The organism is Psychrobacillus faecigallinarum, assembly GCF_014836595.1.
Classification (GTDB): domain Bacteria; phylum Bacillota; class Bacilli; order Bacillales_A; family Planococcaceae; genus Psychrobacillus; species Psychrobacillus faecigallinarum.
The window spans coordinates 790,632-811,766 of sequence record NZ_JACSQO010000001.1 but is presented as its reverse complement, the minus strand read 5'-3'; the positions used below and the strand labels follow the sequence as shown (position 1 = coordinate 811,766).

The window sequence follows — 21,135 nt, the reverse complement described above, 5'->3', positions numbered from 1 at the left end:
AATTCGGCTTCTTTAAATAGCTTAGGAATTCAAATTAAAAAAACTGCTGCCTTAGCCGCAGCAGTTTAACTAAATTTTTTCCTCCATCTAATCAGTCCAAATATCTCCGTGCACCTGCATAATTCGTCTTAAAGGTCCCAACATTCATCGACTCAATTTTTACCTTAGAGGAGGAGCTTGGGGCATGAAGCATTTTACCTTCTCCGATGTAAAGACCCACGTGATATACCTTTCCTTTTCCTCGATTACCTGCAAAAAACACTAAATCTCCTGGTTGAAGGTTAGCCTTTGACACAGCTTTCCCTTTTGTTGCTTGAACAAAGGAGTCTCTTGGAATGATGATTCCGTGATTTTTGTAGACAGAGTAGATGATGCCTGAACAATCATATCCAAAGGAGGAGGTGCCACCCCAGAGATATGGGAGGTCTAGGAACATTTTGGCACTATTCAAGATATCCTTTTGATTTGGTTTAGGGATAGATTGATAGTTTTTATATAATTTCGCTTCTTTTTTTTGCATGTACTTCACGCCGTTTTGTGGAGTTTGCACGTGTAACCAATTGCCTTCTTCCTTGATGACTGGAAGGATAGTAGAGTAGCTGAGACTGATGTATTTATTTTTTTTTGCAGTATCGCTATAAAGCATGGTGCTTTTTGCATTTACTACTGCAATGGAGCAATCTGAATAATCCTTAGCTGTTTCTATTATATGTGATTTTGGCACCCAGCCCGGATAGCCTTCCTTTTGGTTAGGAACATATTGGTCCTTTACAGCTATTTTGACCCAGTTGCCACTAGTTTTCAAAATGGTTACTTCATCTCCAAACAATGCTTGGGTGTCGACTCTATTAACCAACCACCATTTTTCCTTTTGACTCATATTTTTTGTCCATTTATGAATGTCTACAGGAGCCGTTATAGACGGTTTATCTACAGTACGATAAGCGTTTGGCAGCTTCCACAGTGTAGTGACCTGAACATTTACTTTCACTATTTTTTTATTGCTAGGTTTCTCACAGGACTTAGTAGGAGGAGCAGCAGGAGTGGGGGTTTTACGTAAATCTGGCTGAAGGCTACGTGCTAACCAAACAGCAAAGTCTCCTCTTGTTACATTTTCTAATGGTCTAAAAGTATTGTCGGAAGAGGTGCTAATGATATTGTGAAATTGCAGTGTTTTTATATCATCCGTCACCCAATATTCCGGTAGTACATCTTTAAAAGTCTTCGGAACAGTTCCAGTCAATCCAAATGCTCGAACAAGAAAAACCGCAGCTTCTCCTCTAGAAAACGGCTGCTCTCTATTAAATGCACCTTCTTCATCGAGGCTCATAATCCCCTTTTCTACTACAGCTGCAATGATTGGATAGCTAGCGTGATCTGAATCTAGATCCGTCACTATTACTTCAAATGGTTTAGTAGTATCAAGGTCAAGTGCTTCGACGAATAATTCAGCAGCCTCTAAGCGAGTCATATCCTTATTTATACCAAAATTACTAGCCGAATTTGCAACAATAATACCTTTTGCAACTAAGAAATCAAAGGCGGCTTTGTCTGGATGGGTATCCACAATGTCCTTATATAGTGCAGCGGCTGATGCGGTAGTGTAAGAGGACAATAGCAGAACAAACAAGGCGACAATCATGATGATTTTCTTCAAATTCTTGCTCCTTTCCTATTAACAACTATATAACCGAATGGTTGTTTATAAATATATTATATGGTTTAAAATGGAAAAATAAAATGCTATTTTATCCCTAAAAAATGAAATTAATAAAATATTATGACTTTAATATACTACTAATTACTAAAAATTAATTTTATAGTTATGAATATATTGAAGGATAAAAATCCTAAAAAAGGAATTTGTGAAATAGATATAATTTACCATAGTTAATTAAATTATCCATATAAATGGTACGAAAATTGTGAATTTATGGGGTTTTTGTTTGAAATTTGTCGAAACGGAGAGTACTATGAAGCTGTTGAAATATATTGGTCATTCTCAACATACTTTACTATTAGATAAGAGGAGGAGTAATATGACAAGGATTTGGAAACAAACGGCAGCAGCAGTATTGTTAACATCTTCAGTTCTATCATTTTCATCCGTGGCTTATGGGAACACATCAAATGTAAATCGATCCATTGAGGTAACAAAAGCTGAATTGAATCGAAGTACGACACATTATGTTTACCCGGCGTTGGAAGACAAATTGGTATCAAGTAACTCACTTAATTCATCGTTAAATAGTGCAAAGAAGAACTACCAACAAACTAGAAATCTGATAGCTTCGTCTACCTATTCTTCTTCACAAAAGCAATCATATCTAAGAGAGTTAGATGCACTGTACGATGAGAAAGTATCAAAAGGAATGGTTCCATATATTGATGCATATAATTACGCGACAAAATATCTTGTACCTATTATGAATAATATTAACAATGCTCAATCTAGGAATGATTTTGCAACAGTTGAAAAAGAATATCATAAATTATCCTATCAGCTAAAAGGTAGAACAGCTATCTTATATAGATTTTCAGGTAAGGCAGCTCGAGATTTATTACTTGAACAGTACAAAAAGCCAGCTGATGCTAAGCGCGCTGAGCTAATGGTTCCTGTAACTATTTATATGAAAACTGTTAAAATTAACGATTTCTTAGCTGCGGGTAAACTTATAGAAGCCCAAGCTGCCTACAATGAAATTAATGTTCTTTTAAGCAGTCTACCATCTTCCACGAACAATCCGTTTATAGCGGCATTATTAGAGGAGGTAGCTAAAGCTAAAAAAGCAATTGATAATGCAGCTAATCCGCTACAACAAGAGATTCTTAACTCTAAAATTGCTAACTTAGTCACAACATTAAATGCAGCTCAAAGTAATATTGCTACGTTAGAATCAACTGGACTGAACGCTGTAACTGTGACAGTTAAGGCTGATGCAAAACCAGAGGATGTAGCGAATTATTTAGGGCAAGAACTTTTTAATAATGTGGTTAGTCAATTGGGAGTAACTCATGTTAATGGTTTCACTCCTCTTTCACCAGAGGGACTGGCTTACGTTAAAGCACTGGTTCCTGGAGCTGACTCATTGGGAGATGTAAAAGGAAAAACAATTTCACTTCCTTTAACAGTAAACAATGGCGTGCCGATGAATGTGGATTTTACCATTACATTTAAATAAGTTACTAATCTATTAGGCCCACCACATATAAAAAGTGGTGGGTTTTTATACATAATGTTGGCACATTATCTACTATTAGAATATTTATCATGCTAAACTAAGGTTACTTTTCGGGAGGGATATATCAATGAAGAAGTTGAAGATTTTTGCTATTATTGTCCTTGTTTTAATTATCGCAGGGGGCAGTTACTTACTGTATACGTTTAAATTTAAGGAATATGATGTTGCAGATGACGAAGTAAAAGAAATTGTAGAAAAAGAACCGTATAAAGTAGAGCTGCCAGGTGGAGTTATTATTTCTATGGATGAAAATGGTGAAGTGATAGAAGAAGAGGGAACAAGTGGAGAAACTGTAGGGAACAATGCTGTCGATGGAAACGGAGAGAGCTCCAATAACGTAACTGGAAATGATGGTACCGATAATTCTTCAGGGACAAGCTCTGGTTCCTCCAATGAAACTACGGTTGCTGCGATTAAAGAAAAATATACACCTGCTTTAGAAGGATTAGAGGATCAAGCAGATACGAAAGTAAATGCCTTGATTGTTAAAGCTAAAAAAGAATACGTAGACAAACAAGCAAATGGCGAAAAAATTAATGTTGGATATTTTTATAACAAATATATGGCTGCTGCAAAGGATTTGGAAGGGAACACAGACAAAGTGTTTGATGCAGTTTTGAATGCCGTCGAAAAAGACTTAGCAGCAAATGGCTTTGATAAGACTGAAGCTAAAGCAATGGAAGAAGAGTATGAAGCAAAAAAGAAAGCCCGACGAGATAGTATATTGAAAAAGGCTTTAGGAAATTAAATTATTGAATAAATATTCATTTAGTTTGCATAAGGATTGTTATCAGTAGTTTTAATAAGTTTGTCTATGATAGAATAATATAAACTTTTTAGCATTGTCTAATTTAGTAATAAAAGATAGAAGGAGTTATCAATTTGAATGGAAGAAACAATAACACTTCAAGATATTTTTAAAACACTTAAAAAGCGATTATCATTAATTATAATATTGACGATAATTGCATTAGCTATCAGTGCGGTAGTGAGCTATTTTGTTATAACTCCTATTTACCAATCGTCAACACAGATCTTAATAAATCAAGAGAAAACAGAGGTAAATACGTTTAGTTCACAGGATATAGAAACCAATCTTCAACTTATTAATACATATAATGTGATTATTAAAAGTCCAGCGATTTTATCATTAGTAATTGATGAGTTGGATTTAAATACTACACCTGCTGCCTTGACCAATAAAATTACAGTAAATAATGCAGAGGATTCGCAAGTAGTCAATATTACGGTTCAAGATCCTGATCCTCAAAGAGCGGTGGATATTGCTAACAAAACTGCTCAGGTTTTTCAAGCGCAAATAAAGACTCTGATGCAAGTAGATAATGTTAGTGTTCTAACTCCAGCTGTTCTTGGAGATAATCCTTCACCTGTTAAGCCAGATCCAATGTTAAACATGGCAATAGCAGCGGTAATTGGTCTGATGCTTGGAGTAGGACTTGCTTTTCTATTAGAATATTTAGATACGACTGTAAAAACAGAAGAAGATATAGAAGAATTATTAAACCTGCCTGTGTTAGGTTTAATCAGTAATATTTCAGAAAAAGATCTTCAAGACACCAAACTAGAAGTAATCGATAGACGAAAGAGGTTGTGAAATGCCAACTAACAAAAAGAAAAATAAACCATTATTGACTGCAGCTAGAAAGCTGATCACATCATCTAATCCTAAGGCAATTGTTTCAGAACAATTTAGAACGCTAAGAACAAATATCAACTTCTCAATGCCAGACAAGGAAATAAAATCTATGTTATTTACTTCTGCCTCCCCTAGTGAGGGCAAATCCACAGTGGCTGCAAATAGTGCTGTGGTATTTGCACAGGAAGGAAAGAGAGTGCTCCTGATTGACGGTGATATGCGAAAGCCAACAGTGCATTATACTTTTCATCTAACCAACACTTTAGGTCTTTCTAATTTGCTTACGCGCCAAGCTCTTTTAGAGGAAGTTATTAAGCATGATGATGTACAAAATTTAGATATAATTACATGTGGCCCAATTCCTCCGAACCCAGCTGAATTGCTTGGTTCTAAGACGATGGAAAAGGTATTGGAAGACTTGAAAGAAAAATACGATATGATTATTTTTGATGCTCCTCCTGTATTATCAGTGACCGATGCACAAATATTATCTAATTTATGTGATGGTACAGTTATCGTGTTAAGTGCAGGAAATACAGAAAAGGATGCACTATTGAAGGCTAAAGAAGCATTAATTTCTTCTAAGGCAAATATTTTGGGGGCGGTTTTAAATAACTATGTCCTTCAAAAAGATCATTACTACTATCAATATTATGGATCTGAAGAGTGATTGGGAACCATCCTAATCACTCGTTTTTCTATTTAAATTGAATGGAGGTTATATTATGGTAGATATCCACGCACATATTCTTCCGGGAGTTGATGATGGTCCTGAAACGTTGGTAGAATCGCTTGGCCTTGTATATCAAGCGGTAAAAGAAGGTATTACAGATATTATTGTGACCCCGCATGCATATCATCCACAATATAATGTGCTGAAGGAAGCTGTAGTAGAAAAATACAATAATATCAAAGAGGAAATAGCTAAAGAAAATTTGCAAATAAAATTGCACCTAGGGCAAGAAATAAGAATTGGGGATTCTATTGTAGAACAACTGAGAGACGGGAGTGCTTTAACATTAGCTGGTTCAAAATATGTTTTGTTAGAGCTACCATCATCGAATGTGCCCAATTATACGATAGCTATCATTCAAGAAATATTAAGCATGGGAAAAGTACCGGTCATTGCACATCCCGAAAGAAATAAAGCTATCGCAGAAAAACCGAGTAGATTACTTAAGCTTATAAATCATGGTGCTATCTCTCAAATTACAGCAGGTAGCTTAGCAGGACACTTCGGTAAAAGTATACAGAAAACCTCTATACAGCTAATAGATTGTAATTTAGTCCATACGTATGGTTCCGATGTGCATAGCAAAAAAACAAGACCATTCTTATTTGATGCAGGACTATGCTATCTAGAAAAGCAAAAAAAGCTAGATACTGTAGATATTTTTCTAGAAAACAATGCAAGAATTGTAGAAAATAAAGAAGTTATTCTTTTAGAACCAACGGAACCCACTCCTAAGAAATGGTGGAGCTTTATCGGATAACAATAACTATTCTTTTATCATTTTTTTAATAAGAATTAAAGACATACATGAGAGAGAAATAAGCCATCACCCTCGCACAACAAAAGCGAGGGTGATGGCTTATTACTTTGCCTAATGAATTTCTATATTTGTTTGTTCTCTTTAAGGAAATCTATTCTTAAAAACACTTATTAATATACCCTTTTTCAAGGGAAATAAACTATAAGGTAAGCTAAAACCATTAAAATAAATTTAGAATCAAATGAACTATTCTGTAAATATAATTGTAAAATAATTGATTTTTATCATAAATAACGGTAAATAATAACAGTTAAAAAGGAATAAAAAGGAAAGTAATGAGGATATGTAAGATAAAATTAAAAGGACAAAATACCCACATAACAGTTATATTTCAATTGCATTACAATAAAATTACAACAAATTTATATCCAAAGTGCTATAATTATGTGCAGTGAGAATAGAAATTATACATAGGTAAAAGAAATAGCTTACATAGGTAAAAGAATAGGAGAGTGACACGATGTCATTAAAGCGAAGAATGTCGATGCTGATATTAGTCGATTCATGTATAGTGTTATTTTCAATATACATCGGCTATTTTCTACTGCATCCAATCGATAATCCATTTACGGATGTATTATTATTGATTAGTTCGCTTACGATATTTGTAGCGCATCACAGCTTTGCAATGTATTACGGACTGTATCGGAAGGTATGGGAATATGCATCCGTGAAAGAATTATTGTCGATATTTAAGGCAGTAACTTTCTCCATACTAACAGTCGCTCTTATCCAAGTAATCGTAACGGGAGACGTACTTGTTAGAGCATTATTCGTTACATGGATGTTGCATATGCTACTAATTGGTGGGACAAGATTATCTTGGAGAGTGATAAGAGACACCTTCATAAGTGGGCAAAATTTAAAAGGCTCTAAAAAAAGGACGCTTATTATTGGCGCAGGTGCAGCTGGGACAATGATTGCTCGACAATTATTGAAGAATGCGAACTCGCCGCTTAAGCCAATTGCTTTTTTAGATGATGATATAACTAAAAAGGGATTGGATATCTTTAACATGAGAGTGTTAGGTGGAACCGACATAATTGAGGATGTAGTCTTGAATCAGAACATTGAGCACATTATTATTGCTATTCCTTCAATGGAAAAGACGCGTCGTGCAATGCTTTTACAGCTATGCTTAGATACTGGAGTTCGTACGCAAACAATGCCTCTTATAGAAGACTTACTAACAGGGAAAGTATCAATCAATGAAATAAGAGATGTGAGAATTGAGGACTTACTTGGTCGTGACGAAGTAGAACTTGACCTTGAAACAATTTCATCTAAACTAACTAACAAAACTATTCTCATTACTGGAGCGGGCGGCTCCATTGGTTCAGAGATTTGTAGACAAGTAGCCAGATTCAATCCAAAGGCAATTATTCTACTCGGTCACGGAGAAAATTCTATCTATACTATAGACATGGAATTGCGACAAAAGGTTTCCATGATTACAAAAATAATTCCGATAATCGCAGATGTTCAAGACCGTGGACGTATTTTCGACATTGTATCGGAGTATAAACCTGATGTAATTTATCACGCAGCTGCACATAAGCATGTTCCATTGATGGAACACAATCCAATGGAAGCCGTAAAAAACAATATTTTCGGCACAAAAAATATTGCTGAGGCAGCAGATGTGTTCGGAGTGGAATACTTCGTTATGATTTCTACTGATAAAGCAGTTAATCCACCGAATATTATGGGTGCTACCAAACGTTTCGCAGAGATGGTTGTGCAAAATCTTGCTAAAGAGAGTAAGACGAAATTTGCAGCGGTTCGCTTTGGTAATGTTCTTGGATCTCGTGGTAGTGTAGTGCCACTCTTTAAAAAACAAATTGCTGTAGGCGGACCAATAACTGTCACAGACCCAGAAATGACGAGGTATTTCATGACAATACCCGAAGCTTCTAGACTTGTTCTTCAGGCGGGGAGCTTAGCTAGCGGGGGAGAAGTATTTGTTCTAGATATGGGCGAGCCGGTTAAAATTGTTGACCTAGCTAAAAATTTAATTAAGCTCTCTGGCTATAGAGAAGATGAAATAGGTATAGAGTTTTCAGGTATTAGACCGGGAGAAAAATTGTATGAAGAGCTCTTAAGCGAAAATGAGATTCAAAGCAGATTTATCTTTCCAAAAATTCATATTGGAAAGGCAAATCCAATCAGTCAGTCTGAATTGAAATATGTGATGGAGAAGCTTCCTCATATGAACAATGCAACACTTAAAGAAACGTTAATAGGATTAGCGAATCATAAGTTTGTCGACTCCCCTATTAAGGAACACGTTTAAAAGATAAATCTTTATAAATTTGAGAAAACATTATGTTTGGAAATAAGGTTAGATGTATGAATGTTGAAAACCTATCCAGATGCTATTTAAATAGGAAGGAAGTCAAATAATGAATGAAAGAATTTTCCTTTCGTCTCCTCATATGAGTGAGGAAGGATATGAAATGCAATATGTGAAAGAAGCATTTGATACTAACTGGATTGCGCCATTAGGAGAAAATGTAAATAATTTTGAAAAAGAACTTGCTGCAAAGGTGGGCTCGAAATCAGCAGCAGCTCTATCATCTGGAACAGCCGCGATCCATCTGGCGCTAAAGGCTGCGGGAGTAGGGGAAGGGGACATTGTATTTTGTCCGACACTAACATTTTCTGCTACTGCTAATCCTATTATCTATCAAAATGCAATACCTGTTTTTATAGATAGTGATCATGAAACGTGGAATATGTGTCCAAAAGCTTTGGAAGAGGCTTTTGCTAAGTATCCTAATGTTAAAGCTGTTATAGTGGTTCATTTATATGGTTTATCTGCCGATATGGACAAAATAGTAGCGCTTTGCAATAAGCATAATGTTGCTTTAATAGAGGATGCAGCAGAATCGTTAGGGACATATTATAAAGGGCAGCATACAGGGACCTTTGGTGACTATGGTATTTTTTCTTTTAATGGAAATAAAATCATCACTACTTCAGGTGGTGGAATGCTCGTATCTAACAATGAAGAGAGAATTGAAAAAGCAAGATTCTGGGCTACCCAATCTAGAGATCAAGCTAGACATTATCAACATAGTGAGCTCGGTTACAATTATCGAATGAGCAACGTGGTTGCTGGAATTGGTAGAGGGCAGCTTAAGGTCTTGGATAAGAGAGTGGAAAAGAAAAATTACATATTTAATTTTTACAAACAAGAGCTCAGCGGTCTAGATGGTATAGAATTTATGCCTAGTAATGAATGGGACAAGCCTAACTACTGGTTAAGCGCCTTAACTTTAAATGGACATGTTAGACCGATTGATGTTATGCAAGCCCTAGAAAACGAAAATATTGAATCTAGACCAGTATGGAAGCCAATGCATTTGCAACCGTTCTTTGAAAAATATGACTATATCGGTAGTGATGTTTCGGAAAATCTATTTAATAATGGAGTTTGCTTGCCATCTGATTCGAAAATAACAGATTCAGAACTAGAGAGAGTTACTAAGACTATAAAGAGGATTTGGGAGGCATAACTCATGAGGCAAAAAGATGGGATTTACAAAAAGCTCATTAAAAGACCATTAGATTTTATCGTTTCCCTTACGATGCTTATCATCCTTAGTCCTCTACTGCTAGTCGTGGCGATTCTCGTTAGAAACAAATTAGGGAGTCCGATTTTATTTAAACAAAATAGACCTGGTTTACATGAAAAGGTTTTTACAATGTATAAATTTCGAACAATGACAGAGGAGAGAGATGAACATGGAGAGCTGTTACCCGACCATGTAAGGCTTACTCGCTTCGGGAAATTCCTCCGTTCTACTTCCATAGATGAACTACCAGAGCTTTTAAATATATTAAAAGGAGATATGTCCTTTATTGGTCCACGACCTTTATTGGTTGAGTATCTTAATTTATATAATGAAGAGCAAAGAAAAAGACATAATGTTCGTCCAGGTTTGTCTGGTCTTGCCCAAGTAAGTGGTCGAAATTCACTTAGCTGGGAAGACAAATTCAATTTAGATGTTAAATATGTAAAGAATATATCTTTTCTAGAGGATCTTAAGATTATATTTATGACAATTAAAAAAGTGTTTGTAAAAGAAGGCATCAACTTCGACAATACTAAAACAAATAATCGATTTCAAGGAACTGGAAGTAATCAAAAGTGAACCAAATTTGAATTCGAGGGTGACATATGAAAAAGCTTTTTATAATAGGTAGTGGTGGTTTTAGTAAGCAGGTTATAGAAATTGTAGAAAAGCTAAACGTAAACGAAGAAAGATATAAACTCTTAGGCTTAATAGATGATGATGAAAATCTCGTTGGAAGCAATATAATGGGCTATGAGATTCTTGGTACAACCGATTATTTGAAAGAATACTCAGAGCAAAATGAAGTATTTGGTGTGATAGCAATAGCTAATTGTAACGTCCGAAAGCTCCTAGTTAAAAAATTAACATCCGTTAACTGGCTAAACTTAATCCATCCAGACGCTATAGTAAGTAACTATATTCAACTGGGAAAGGGTAATATTGTTTGCGCTGGTGTGGTTATTAATCCTGATTGCTATATTGAAGATCATTGTCATATCAATATAGGAACAACCATGGGACATGATATACAAATGGAGAGTTTTGTCACAGTCATGCCTGGCAGTCGAATCTCCGGTAATGTTACTCTAAAGGATTGCTCAATGATTGGGACTGGTTCTACTATTTTGCAGGGCTTGACTATCGAGGAAAACGTAAGTATTGGTGCTGGTGCAGTAGTCACAAAAAATACAAGTGCTAATGGTCTGTATAAGGGTTTACCAGCTAAGAGATATTAGATAAATAGAAGGCGATTAAATGAAGGGTGATTATAATGGTAAGAAAGACTCTTAGAGGAACTGTGTTTTGGGGAATGGATGCATTAAAAGGTAAGACAATCAAACAGAACTATAATGATATTAAACAAATAATGGAAAGTAATACTTCGAATCTTAAACAGCTTCAGTCAATTTGCAATCATGCTTATGATACTGTCCCTTTTTACAATCCATTAAAGTCATCCAATTTCAGTGATTTACCTGTTGTAACAAAAAACCATTATAAAGAAATGTATACATCTTTTCAATCTCAAAAACATTTGAATAATGTATATCATCAAATGTCTACTAGTGGTTCCACTGGAACTCCTTTTACGGTAAATCAGGACAGAGCAAAGCGTGAGAGAACGATGGCAGAGGTAATCTATTTCAATGAAATAGAAGGACAGACACTTGGTCAAAAATATATGTACTTTAAAGCTTGGCCAGAAAAGAAAACTACAATTGAAAAGCTTAAACAAAATTTAGTTCCTATAGACATATTGCGATTAGATGAAGAGGCATTAGAAAGTATTCGAAGAACATTACAGAACGATAAGCATATTAATAGCTGCTTGGCCTATGCTTCTTCCTATGAAATTCTAAGTAATTATATATATGAAAAAGGCGATACACCGGATATGTATAATTTAAAGGTTATCTTTTCTAGTTCCTCGTTATTAAAAGAAGAAACGAGAGAAAAGCTAGAGAAGATTTTTGGTTGTCCTATTATCGACAGATATTCCAATCAAGAAAATGGGATTTTAGCCCAGACAAAATCTAATGATAGAGTGTTTAGGGTAAATAGAGCAAGCTACTTTATTGAATTATTAAAGTTAGATAGTGATGAACCGGTAAACCCTGGAGAACTAGGGCGGATAGTTGTCACAGATTTATATAACCATGCGATGCCTATTATTCGATATGATACAGGAGATTTAGCTATATCAGATGATTTAGATCGTCATAATATTTCTACCTTGAGAAGTATTCAAGGAAGACGAATCGATATGGTGTATGATGCACAAGGAAATGTTTTAACGCCACATACTATAAGCGTACATATGAAACGATATAAAAAATTAAAACAATGGCAATTTATTCAAGAAGATAAAACGTATTATATTTTAAAGGTCAATGGAGCAGAGGGCATTTATGCGGAAAATGATTTTATAGATTCGTTTAAAGGAATTTTAGGTGAGGATGCCCGTATTGATGTGAAGTTTGTAAATGAGATCCCTGTTTTAGCTTCAGGTAAGTTTAAGAATACTATATGTAATTATAAAGTGCCGGAGAAAGTAAAATAATTACATCAAACAGAAGAGGATATGACAATGCAGAAAAAAACAGTATGGATTTTCAATCATTATGCTCATGGTACATACTTCAATAAGGGTGGGCGACATTATTGGTTTGCCAAAAATCTTATTAAAAAAGGTTATGAGCCCACTATTTTTTGTGCAAGCACTAGGCATAATAGTGATTCTCAGATATCGATAACGAACGGAACTTACGAGTTAAAGTCTGTAGAGAAAATACCTTATGTTTTTGTGAAAACTACCAAATACAAAAATGGTATAGAACGACTACAAAATATGTGGAATTTCTACAAAAACCTTTTTCCCACTACAAAGGAATATAGTAAAAAGTATGGTAAACCGGATATAATCATTGCTTCTAGTGTACATCCACTAACTCTATTAGCAGGTATTAAGATAGCTAAAAAATTTAATGTTCCCTGCATTTGTGAGATTAGAGATTTATGGCCCGAGACAATTGTCCAATACGGAACTCTTAAAAAGAATAGTTTTGTGGCAAAGCTTTTGTACAAGGGTGAAAAATGGTTATATAAGAAGGCGGACAAGCTTATCTTTACTATTCCAGGAGGAAAGGATTATGTGGAAGAAATCGGACTCGACTCATCTAAAGTAAGATACATAAACAATGGTGTGGATTTAGAAGAGTATAATAAAAACAAAAACGAGTTCATTTACTCTGACGACAATCTTGATAATCCTTCTACTTTCAAAGTTCTTTATACGGGTAGCATGGGCGTAGCTAATGAATTAACCTATTTAGTAAAAGCAGCAGAGGAAATCCAAAATAAAGGAATAGACGATATTCAATTTATCTTATTTGGCCATGGCAGCCAAAGAGAAAAGCTTGAAGAATATGTAGCTAGTAAAGGGTTAACTAATATTGTTTTTAAAGGTAAGGTCGATAAAAAGCTAATTCCTAATATTTTAAGTAAATCTAATTTAAATATATTCACTGGTAAGCATATTCCTTTATATAAGTATGGCTTAAGCTTGAATAAGCTCTTTGATTATATGGCGTCTGGAAAGCCTACGTTGTCCAATATGGAAAATGGCTATGATATATTAACAAAGCAAAACTGTGGGAAAACTGTAAAAGGTGGCTCAGTGGACGCTTTAGTACAAGGTATTTTAGAGTTTTACCATATGGATAAGCAAGAATACAATCAATACTGTCAAAACTCTTTATCAACTATACAGAATTATGACTTTAAAACGCTAACGGATAAATTAGAGAGCATTATTATAGAAAGTTAATCGATTTTTACATACTAGTGAAAGTAACCAATGGGGTGGAGTAAATATGAAGGTTTTACATATAAATTCATATTACGGAGGCGGAATGCTATATAAAAATATATACGATCGCCAAGTAAGAAATGGCATCCCTATTGATGTTTATGTCCCAACCCCTTTTACTACGGACTTATCTCATTTACAGTTAGGGGAATATACAACCGTTAGAAAAAATCATTATAAATTTGATCGTTATTTGTTTTATGTGAAGCATAAAAAAATTTATAAGGATTTAGTAAAAAATTTCAATGTGCAGGATTATTCACTAGTGCATGCACATACTCTCTTTTCTAATGGTTATATTGCTTTGCAGACAAAGAAAAAATTTGGCATCCCTTATGTAGTAGCTGTAAGAAATACAGACGTTAATCAATTTTTTAAGCGAAGAGTTTTTTTACGTAGTTTGGGTATTGAAATATTAAAGGAAGCAGAGTCTATTATATTTCTTTCCGATTCTTATAAAAATATTGTTGTAGAAACTTATGTTGCTGAGAAAGACAAAAAAGAAATCCTAGAAAAGTCTATCATTATTCCTAACGGGATTGATGAATTTTGGTTCAATAATTTAGGAAATCCTAAAACACTATCTCAGCCTAAAAGTATTAATATAATTTTTATAGGAGCAGTAAACAATAACAAGAATATACTGACCTCTGCTAGAGCGCTTGAGATGTTACAGGGTAGGGGCTACAAAGTTAAGTTCACTGTTGTGGGGAAGATAAGCAATGAACAAGTTTATGAAGAGCTGATGAAGTTTTCTTTCGTAAATTATTTAAAGCCTCAGCCAAAAGAGAGTCTTTTAGAAATATATCGTTCTCATGATATTTTTGTTATGCCATCTTTAACAGAAACTTTTGGACTCGTATATCCAGAAGCCATGAGTCAAGGTTTGCCACTGATTTACTCAAAGGGACAAGGATTTGATGGTCAATTTGAAGAGGGGAAAGTTGGATATCACGTTGATTCTCTTGATCCTACTATGATAGCGGACCGAATAATAGACATTATGAAAAATTATGAGGATATATCAAAAAATTGCTTGGCGTTAGTAGACAATTTTAATTGGGATAGATTGCTGACTCAATATGATGACGTATACGCTAAAGCATTGCAGAATGAATCCAAAAGATAAGAGGAATGTGAATAATTTATGGTGAAAAATAAATCAGATGATCAAAAAATAAGCATAGCAATAATGGCATCCTTTATAGTTCTTACTATACAATATTTTCTTCTGATTTATTTTAATCTTATTGGTACTGCAGCGGGCTCAGGAGTACAACTGATATCGAAAGTACTAGTAGGTGTATTGTTTTTGTATGCCTTACCTGCAGTGCTAAAAAGAAGCTTAGGGAAATTTATAGGAGTATATTTTGTAGCTATTTTCATCTTTCTTTTAAATTATTTATTTTTCCCTCTAAATCATTTCTATTTAAAGCAGTTAATATTCCCGTTATTTGGAATGTGCTTGCCGGCGTTTATATATACGTTGAGCTTAAGAGATTTTGAGATATTTAAGAAAGTGATGATCAAGTCAAGCTATATAGTATTCTTTTTTGGAGCTTTATTGGGTCTCATAATAGTTTCAGGAAATGCAACTGCCGGTTCCTATAGTATGGCTCTTTCCTATTATATGCTGCTGCCAGCAATTCTTTTTTTAGATAGTCTGATAGATAAATATTCCAACAAGGCTCTTCTTTTTTCTTTAATATCTATTTTTGTTATTCTAGCCCTTGGTTCAAGGGGGGCGTTATTATGTATTGTTGTATTTATTGCGTTAAAAATGATTCGTTTGATCTTTCAGCTTTCCTATTCTAAAGTCTTTTATAACCTTTTAGTAGTGGTCAGTCTAGTTTTCTTAAGCCTCAATTTAGATAAATTATTTAATATGCTATATGAAATATTAAATAAATACGACATTAATAGTAGAAGCATAAAACTATTTTTGAGCGGTGAAGTACATCTAAGCGGAAGAGATTACATATATGAAAATCTGATAAAGGCTGTTATGAACAACCCCTTCCTAGGACTCGGACTAGGGGCGGATCGGCGGATTATTGGTAAAGAGGGAGGATATGCACATAATTTCTTTCTCGAGATGGTTGTTAACTTTGGTGTAATAGCTGGAGGTATAGCAATCCTTATCATCTTGTTTTTATTAGTAAGAAGTCTATTAACAAAAAATCTAAATAACTATTTTTTAATAATCATTTGGATTGGTTTAGGGTTTGTCCATTTAATGATAAGTAGTTCCTATATTACGGATATTAAGTTTTGGATTTTATTAGGTTTACTTATCAAACTAAATTTAGAAAACGGTGAGAGATTAACATGAAAAACAAGAAATTTCTCGTGGATTCCCTATTAAATATTATATCAGCTGCTCTACCATTACTTATCCTACAGCTTGTATCCTATCCTCTAATCGCAAAAGCTTTAGGAGGAGAAGAATACGGGCTAATAATAACACTAATCAGTGTGTTTACGGTTGTGAGTTTTCCATTAGGTAATGTATTGAACAATATACGTTTATTGAAGGATAATGAATACAAGGAAAAAAACGAAGAAGGAGATTTTAATCCTTTACTGGTAGGTTCTTCTTTTGTAAGTATTCTTCTAATTATTGCTATTTCCTTCTACATAGACTCCAGTTTAACCCTTCTGGATTATCTATTATTAAGTCTGATAACTGTTGCATCAATTTGGAAGGAGTATTTAGTAGTAACTTTCCGATTAGTTTTGAATTATAAAGGGATTCTTTTAAATAATATCTATATGAGTGTCGGTTACCTAATAGGTTCCATCATATTTTTATATTTTGAAAGCTGGCAGATTATCTATTTCACCGGACTGCTATTTAGCTTGATCTATATTTTTCGTCACACAAGCTTACATAAGGAAAAGTTTAAATTATCTGCTCTATATAAGGACACTGCTTCAAAAGGTGTATTATTGTATATAGCCAATCTATTGAAAAATGTTCTTTCATATGCTGACAAATTAATCTTACTTCCTTTGCTAGGACCTGTTAGTGTAGCTATTTATTATAGCTCCACTATTCTGGGGAAAATTATTTCGATGATGATTAACCCAGTTAACTCTGTCATTTTAAGCTATTTAGTTAAGGTAGATAATATTAGTTTGAAAAAAGTAATAAGAATGTTTAGCATCTCTTGTGTATTAGGTGCAGTCGGCTATCTTGCAACTGTTTGGATAAGCCCATACTTCTTAGGTTTTTTCTATAACGACTGGGCAAAAGAGTCGCTAGAGTTGGTTTATATTACTACAGCTACTGCTATTATAAGTGTGCTATCTACAGTAGTTCAGCCATTCAATCTTCGTTTTAACAAAATTAGCTGGCAAATTTACATGAGCGGACTTCATTTAGTCGTTTACGTTTCGGCAGCCTATTATTTTTACAAGATAGGTGGATTGAAAGGATTTACATTTGGTGTTCTTGTAGCAGCAGTGTTTAAGCTAATTATGCAGTTAAGTGTTTTTATGCTTAATTATCGAAGAAGCAAAACAGTTAAAAGTTCCAAAGGTGGTTAAGTCCAACCTAAAGGACTTCCAAAATTGGTACTAAATAAATTTACATAAACAAATAAAAAACGTTAGAAGAAAGTAGGACATAGAAGATGAAAAGAAAATTATTAGACAAGATTGAAAACAAACAAATTACAGTAGGTGTAATAGGGCTAGGATATGTTGGACTTCCATTAGCTGTTGAAAAAGCGAAGGCGGGCTTTAAAACAATAGGCTTTGATGTTCAACAAGAAAAAGTGGATATGGTCAATAAAGGACAAAATTATATTGGAGATGTAGTTGAGACAGAATTATCTAGTATAGTTGAATCTGGCTTGCTATCAGCTACCACCGATTTTAGTCATATAAAAGATGTCGATTTCATTGCTATTTGCGTTCCAACTCCTTTAGACGAATATCAACAACCAGACGTAAGCTATCTGGAAAGCTCTTCAAAAGAAATAGCTAAGTATCTTACAAAAGAAACGATGGTTGTCCTTGAGTCAACAACTTACCCTGGAACAACAGAGGAATTAATTAAACCAATTTTAGAAAATGGTTCTGGCTTAGTTTGTGGAACTGATTTTTACTTAGGATTCTCTCCAGAGCGTGTAGACCCAGGTAATTTAGTTTACAAAACAAACAATACACCGAAAGTAGTTGGTGCAATTGGAGAAGAAGCTACAGAGGTTATTGCAGAAATGTATCGTGCAGTTTTAAAAGGAGAAGTAATTACTGTTTCCTCTCCGGCAATTGCAGAAATGGAAAAAATTCTTGAAAATACATATAGAAATGTTAACATTGGGCTTATAAATGAGCTTGCGATGTTAAGTAATAAAATGGGGATTAATCTATGGGAAGTTATTGATGCAGCTAAATCTAAGCCTTATGGTTTCCAAGCGTTTTATCCAGGTCCAGGGTTAGGTGGTCATTGTATCCCTCTTGACCCATACTATTTGTCATGGAAAGCTCGTGAATTTGGTTTCCACACATCAATGATTGAATCTTCGATGATGGTTAATGATCGTATGCCTGAGTATTGTGCAGAAAGAGCAAGTAAAATCTTGAACAGAGATAGAAAGCCTATGAATGGATCTAGAATTTTAGTGCTAGGTGTTGCTTATAAGCAAGATATTGAAGATTTTAGAGAAAGTCCGGCTATTCGAGTAATTGAGGAGTTAGAGAAAGAAGGAGCAGACGTAGTTTACTTTGACCCATTTGTTCCTGAATATCGCGAAAATGGTGAAGTGAAAAAAGGTGAACCTGAGTTAACTGCTGAATTACTAGGTAATGCAGATCTAGTAATCATAACAACAGCTCACACAACTGTAGACTATGACTTTGTTCAAAAACATTCTAAAGTGATTTTTGATACGAAGAATGCTATGAAATCTATCACTAATAGAGAAAATGTAGAATTATTGTAGTTGAGTTAATTTCATAAATAGCAGTTTACCAATTAAACACGAACATCTCTTCTTTGTTGATTGGGCGGCGACTCTGGGGAGATGAGTGAGCCAGATAAGCCATCACAACGCGCGCGGTGATGGCTTATCGATCACTCCGCCGAAAGCGGCCGACAAGAATGTCAATTATATTATAAGAAGAAAAGCATGTATATATCATATTCCTTCTTGATTGTTCGTGTTTTTCATAAAAACAGGAATTATGAAAATGATTCAATTTTAAAAGATAACTGTATTTACGATATGGAGGCCAGAACATGAATTTCTATGTACATCCGAGTAGTTACGTAGACGAAGGTGTTATAATCGGTGAGGACACAAAAATTTGGCATTTTAGTCATATTCAAAAAGGCGCAAAAATTGGTGAAAAATGTTCTTTAGGTCAAAACGTCAATATTTCTAACAATGTCCAAATAGGTAATGGAGTGAAGATCCAAAATAATGTTTCCATTTACGAGGGTGTAGAGTTAGAGGATTACGTATTTTGCGGACCATCGATGGTTTTTACAAATGATTTGACTCCTAGAAGTAAGTATCCTAAGGGAGCAGAAGGATACAAAAGAACGTTAGTTAAATACGGTGCTTCGATTGGGGCAAATGCAACTATCGTGTGTGGTAATACGATTGGTCGTTGGGCAATGATTGCTTCAGGAGCGGTAGTAACCAAAGATGTACCTGATTATGCTTTAATGACAGGAATACCTGCCAAACAAAAAGGTTGGGTTTGTGAATGTGGGCATGTACTGAAAAATGAGTTAAAATGCATCGAATGTGAAAGAGAGTATAATCTTTCTAACGGGGTTCTAACAGAAGCTAAATAAAATATAGTTAAATATTTAGGCGACCAATTTTAAGTGTGTGGAGTGATAAGTTACCCTGCTGAATTTGTCGCCTGTAGTTTTAACTAGCCAGATGACGATGGATATTTTATGATGATAAAATAATCCCTACCAAATTCACTAAAGTAACGACTATTAAGTATAGAAAGCTGGGCTATCATGGAATTTAGAGATTTAAAAACTCAATATCAAACATATAAAGATGAAATTGATACAGCAATTCAGAAAGTGATTAGTAATGCAAACTTTATAGGTGGCAATGAAGTAAAAGAACTAGAACTACAATTATCAAAGTATACAGGAGCCAAACATACTATTACATGTGCTAATGGAACAGAGGCATTATCTCTTGTTTTAATGGCCTGGGGTATTAAAGAGGGAGATGCAGTATTTTTACCTGATTTTACTTTCTTTTCAACAGGTGAAGTAGTTTCATTTGTTGGGGCTACTCCCATTTTTGTTGATGTAGATAGAAACACCTTTAATATTGATACGAAAAAACTAGAACAGGCAATCATTAAAACAATGGAAGAAGGAAAACTATCTCCAAAGGTTATCATTCCTGTAGATCTATTTGGACTTCCAGCTAATTATCCAGAGATCTTAAAAATTGCTCAAAAGTATAATCTTTTAGTTTTGGAAGATGGTGCTCAGGGCTTTGGTGGAAGCATTGATGGAAAAAGAGCTTGCAGCTTTGGTGATGCGGCAACTACTTCCTTCTTTCCAGCTAAACCATTAGGAGGCTATGGAGATGGAGGAGCTATCTTTACTGATGACGACAATTTAGCAGAGTTGTTACAGTCTCTAAAAGTACATGGAAAAGGAAGTAATAAATACGACAATGTAAGAATTGGTGTGAACTCGAGATTAGATACTATCCAAGCTGCCATTCTTCAAGTCAAACTAAAAGCCTTTGATAAGCATGAGGTTACAGATGTCAATCGTGTAGCAAGTCATTACAATGAACGCTTAAAGGATGTCGTTGAAATTCCTTATATTCCTGAAGGCTATGTTTCTAGTTTTGCTCAATACACGATTAAGCTTAAGAATAAGACTGAACGAGATAATCTCCAAAACAAGCTAAAAGAAGAGAATATCCCAAGTATGGTCTATTACGTCAAACCAATGCACAAACAAGAAGCATTTGAAAACTTAGAGTATATAGAAGAAGATTTCATCGTAACAAATGAGCTATGTGATACAGTACTTTCCTTACCGATGCATCCGTATTTGAGTGAAGCGGAAGTCGATCAAGTTTGTAAAGTTATTAAAGAATTTATGAGTTAAAATCATGAGCAGTCGAAGTAATTCGACTGCTTTTCTATACTTGATAAAGATCTAATTCGAAATTATAATTTGCTGATTTAGTTTTATCAATTTAGATAAAGAAACAAAGAAGAATATTAC

At 34.5% G+C, this 21,135-nt stretch carries 18 protein-coding genes; 17 read left to right on the top strand and 1 reads right to left on the bottom strand.

Annotation, left to right across the window (positions count from 1 at the left end):
- Positions 1–91 precede the first annotated feature (91 nt).
- Entirely contained in the window at positions 92–1,657 is a 1,566-nt protein-coding gene (locus tag H9650_RS03950; protein WP_191696616.1) for an NlpC/P60 family protein, read from the bottom strand.
- A 382-nt stretch (positions 1,658–2,039) separates the two neighbouring features.
- Between H9650_RS03950 and H9650_RS03945 the strand changes: the two genes are divergently transcribed.
- From H9650_RS03945 to H9650_RS03865, 17 genes are all read left to right on the top strand, one after another.
- Positions 2,040–3,182, top strand: coding sequence for a hypothetical protein (locus H9650_RS03945; protein ID WP_191696615.1), 1,143 nt, complete (start codon positions 2,040–2,042; stop codon positions 3,180–3,182).
- A gap of 127 nt (positions 3,183–3,309) precedes the next feature.
- Entirely contained in the window at positions 3,310–3,990 is a 681-nt protein-coding gene (locus H9650_RS03940; protein WP_191696614.1) for a hypothetical protein, read from the top strand.
- Between the two features lie 138 nt (positions 3,991–4,128).
- A complete protein-coding gene (locus H9650_RS03935; protein ID WP_144540371.1) occupies positions 4,129–4,857 on the top strand; it encodes a YveK family protein in 729 nt (242 codons plus the stop codon).
- Between the two features lies 1 nt (position 4,858).
- A complete protein-coding gene (locus tag H9650_RS03930) occupies positions 4,859–5,569 on the top strand; it encodes a CpsD/CapB family tyrosine-protein kinase (RefSeq protein WP_144540369.1) in 711 nt (236 codons plus the stop codon).
- Between the two features lie 55 nt (positions 5,570–5,624).
- On the top strand, positions 5,625–6,392 hold the full coding sequence (locus H9650_RS03925; RefSeq protein WP_191696613.1) for a tyrosine-protein phosphatase: 768 nt from the start codon (positions 5,625–5,627) through the stop codon (positions 6,390–6,392).
- Positions 6,393–6,912: 520 nt separating this feature from the next.
- Positions 6,913–8,745 (top strand): polysaccharide biosynthesis protein, encoded by a 1,833-nt coding sequence (locus H9650_RS03920; protein ID WP_144540365.1) that lies wholly within the window; start codon positions 6,913–6,915, stop codon positions 8,743–8,745.
- Positions 8,746–8,854: 109 nt separating this feature from the next.
- Positions 8,855–9,970, top strand: a complete 1,116-nt coding sequence (locus H9650_RS03915) for a DegT/DnrJ/EryC1/StrS family aminotransferase (protein ID WP_186318241.1) — start codon at positions 8,855–8,857, stop codon at positions 9,968–9,970.
- Between the two features lie 3 nt (positions 9,971–9,973).
- Complete coding sequence (locus H9650_RS03910; RefSeq protein WP_225215886.1) at positions 9,974–10,609, top strand: sugar transferase; 636 nt, start codon at positions 9,974–9,976, stop codon at positions 10,607–10,609.
- A gap of 26 nt (positions 10,610–10,635) precedes the next feature.
- Positions 10,636–11,268 carry an acetyltransferase gene (locus tag H9650_RS03905; protein ID WP_144540363.1) on the top strand — a complete coding sequence of 211 codons (633 nt, stop codon included), beginning with the start codon at positions 10,636–10,638 and terminating at the stop codon, positions 11,266–11,268.
- Positions 11,269–11,303: 35 nt separating this feature from the next.
- On the top strand, positions 11,304–12,593 hold the full coding sequence (locus tag H9650_RS03900; protein ID WP_151111186.1) for a phenylacetate--CoA ligase family protein: 1,290 nt from the start codon (positions 11,304–11,306) through the stop codon (positions 12,591–12,593).
- 27 nt (positions 12,594–12,620) lie between these two features.
- Positions 12,621–13,859 (top strand): glycosyltransferase family 4 protein, encoded by a 1,239-nt coding sequence (locus tag H9650_RS03895; protein WP_144540359.1) that lies wholly within the window; start codon positions 12,621–12,623, stop codon positions 13,857–13,859.
- Between the two features lie 46 nt (positions 13,860–13,905).
- Entirely contained in the window at positions 13,906–15,030 is a 1,125-nt protein-coding gene (locus H9650_RS03890) for a glycosyltransferase family 4 protein (RefSeq protein ID WP_144540357.1), read from the top strand.
- 18 nt (positions 15,031–15,048) lie between these two features.
- Positions 15,049–16,233, top strand: a complete 1,185-nt coding sequence (locus H9650_RS03885; protein ID WP_191696612.1) for an O-antigen ligase family protein — start codon at positions 15,049–15,051, stop codon at positions 16,231–16,233.
- Positions 16,230–17,450: a lipopolysaccharide biosynthesis protein gene (locus H9650_RS03880; protein WP_191696611.1), complete on the top strand. Its 1,221-nt coding sequence runs from the start codon at positions 16,230–16,232 to the stop codon at positions 17,448–17,450. Before H9650_RS03885 ends, H9650_RS03880 begins: the two co-directional genes overlap by 4 nt.
- Before the next feature lie 86 nt (positions 17,451–17,536).
- A complete protein-coding gene (locus tag H9650_RS03875) occupies positions 17,537–18,850 on the top strand; it encodes a nucleotide sugar dehydrogenase (protein ID WP_144540351.1) in 1,314 nt (437 codons plus the stop codon).
- Between the two features lie 296 nt (positions 18,851–19,146).
- Complete coding sequence (locus H9650_RS03870; RefSeq protein ID WP_144540349.1) at positions 19,147–19,710, top strand: acyltransferase; 564 nt, start codon at positions 19,147–19,149, stop codon at positions 19,708–19,710.
- Positions 19,711–19,887: 177 nt separating this feature from the next.
- Positions 19,888–21,015 (top strand): DegT/DnrJ/EryC1/StrS family aminotransferase, encoded by a 1,128-nt coding sequence (locus H9650_RS03865; protein ID WP_144540347.1) that lies wholly within the window; start codon positions 19,888–19,890, stop codon positions 21,013–21,015.
- The last annotated feature ends 120 nt before the right edge of the window (positions 21,016–21,135 follow it).

Coding starts and splice junctions, on each gene's coding strand:
- H9650_RS03945 (WP_191696615.1), top strand. CDS start 2,040: ATGACAAGGATTTGGAAACAAACGGCAGCAGCAGTATTGTTAACATCT.
- H9650_RS03940 (WP_191696614.1), top strand. CDS start 3,310: ATGAAGAAGTTGAAGATTTTTGCTATTATTGTCCTTGTTTTAATTATC.
- H9650_RS03935 (WP_144540371.1), top strand. CDS start 4,129: ATGGAAGAAACAATAACACTTCAAGATATTTTTAAAACACTTAAAAAG.
- H9650_RS03930 (WP_144540369.1), top strand. CDS start 4,859: ATGCCAACTAACAAAAAGAAAAATAAACCATTATTGACTGCAGCTAGA.
- H9650_RS03925 (WP_191696613.1), top strand. CDS start 5,625: ATGGTAGATATCCACGCACATATTCTTCCGGGAGTTGATGATGGTCCT.
- H9650_RS03920 (WP_144540365.1), top strand. CDS start 6,913: ATGTCATTAAAGCGAAGAATGTCGATGCTGATATTAGTCGATTCATGT.
- H9650_RS03915 (WP_186318241.1), top strand. CDS start 8,855: ATGAATGAAAGAATTTTCCTTTCGTCTCCTCATATGAGTGAGGAAGGA.
- H9650_RS03910 (WP_225215886.1), top strand. CDS start 9,974: ATGAGGCAAAAAGATGGGATTTACAAAAAGCTCATTAAAAGACCATTA.
- H9650_RS03905 (WP_144540363.1), top strand. CDS start 10,636: ATGAAAAAGCTTTTTATAATAGGTAGTGGTGGTTTTAGTAAGCAGGTT.
- H9650_RS03900 (WP_151111186.1), top strand. CDS start 11,304: ATGGTAAGAAAGACTCTTAGAGGAACTGTGTTTTGGGGAATGGATGCA.
- H9650_RS03895 (WP_144540359.1), top strand. CDS start 12,621: ATGCAGAAAAAAACAGTATGGATTTTCAATCATTATGCTCATGGTACA.
- H9650_RS03890 (WP_144540357.1), top strand. CDS start 13,906: ATGAAGGTTTTACATATAAATTCATATTACGGAGGCGGAATGCTATAT.
- H9650_RS03885 (WP_191696612.1), top strand. CDS start 15,049: ATGGTGAAAAATAAATCAGATGATCAAAAAATAAGCATAGCAATAATG.
- H9650_RS03880 (WP_191696611.1), top strand. CDS start 16,230: ATGAAAAACAAGAAATTTCTCGTGGATTCCCTATTAAATATTATATCA.
- H9650_RS03875 (WP_144540351.1), top strand. CDS start 17,537: ATGAAAAGAAAATTATTAGACAAGATTGAAAACAAACAAATTACAGTA.
- H9650_RS03870 (WP_144540349.1), top strand. CDS start 19,147: ATGAATTTCTATGTACATCCGAGTAGTTACGTAGACGAAGGTGTTATA.
- H9650_RS03865 (WP_144540347.1), top strand. CDS start 19,888: ATGGAATTTAGAGATTTAAAAACTCAATATCAAACATATAAAGATGAA.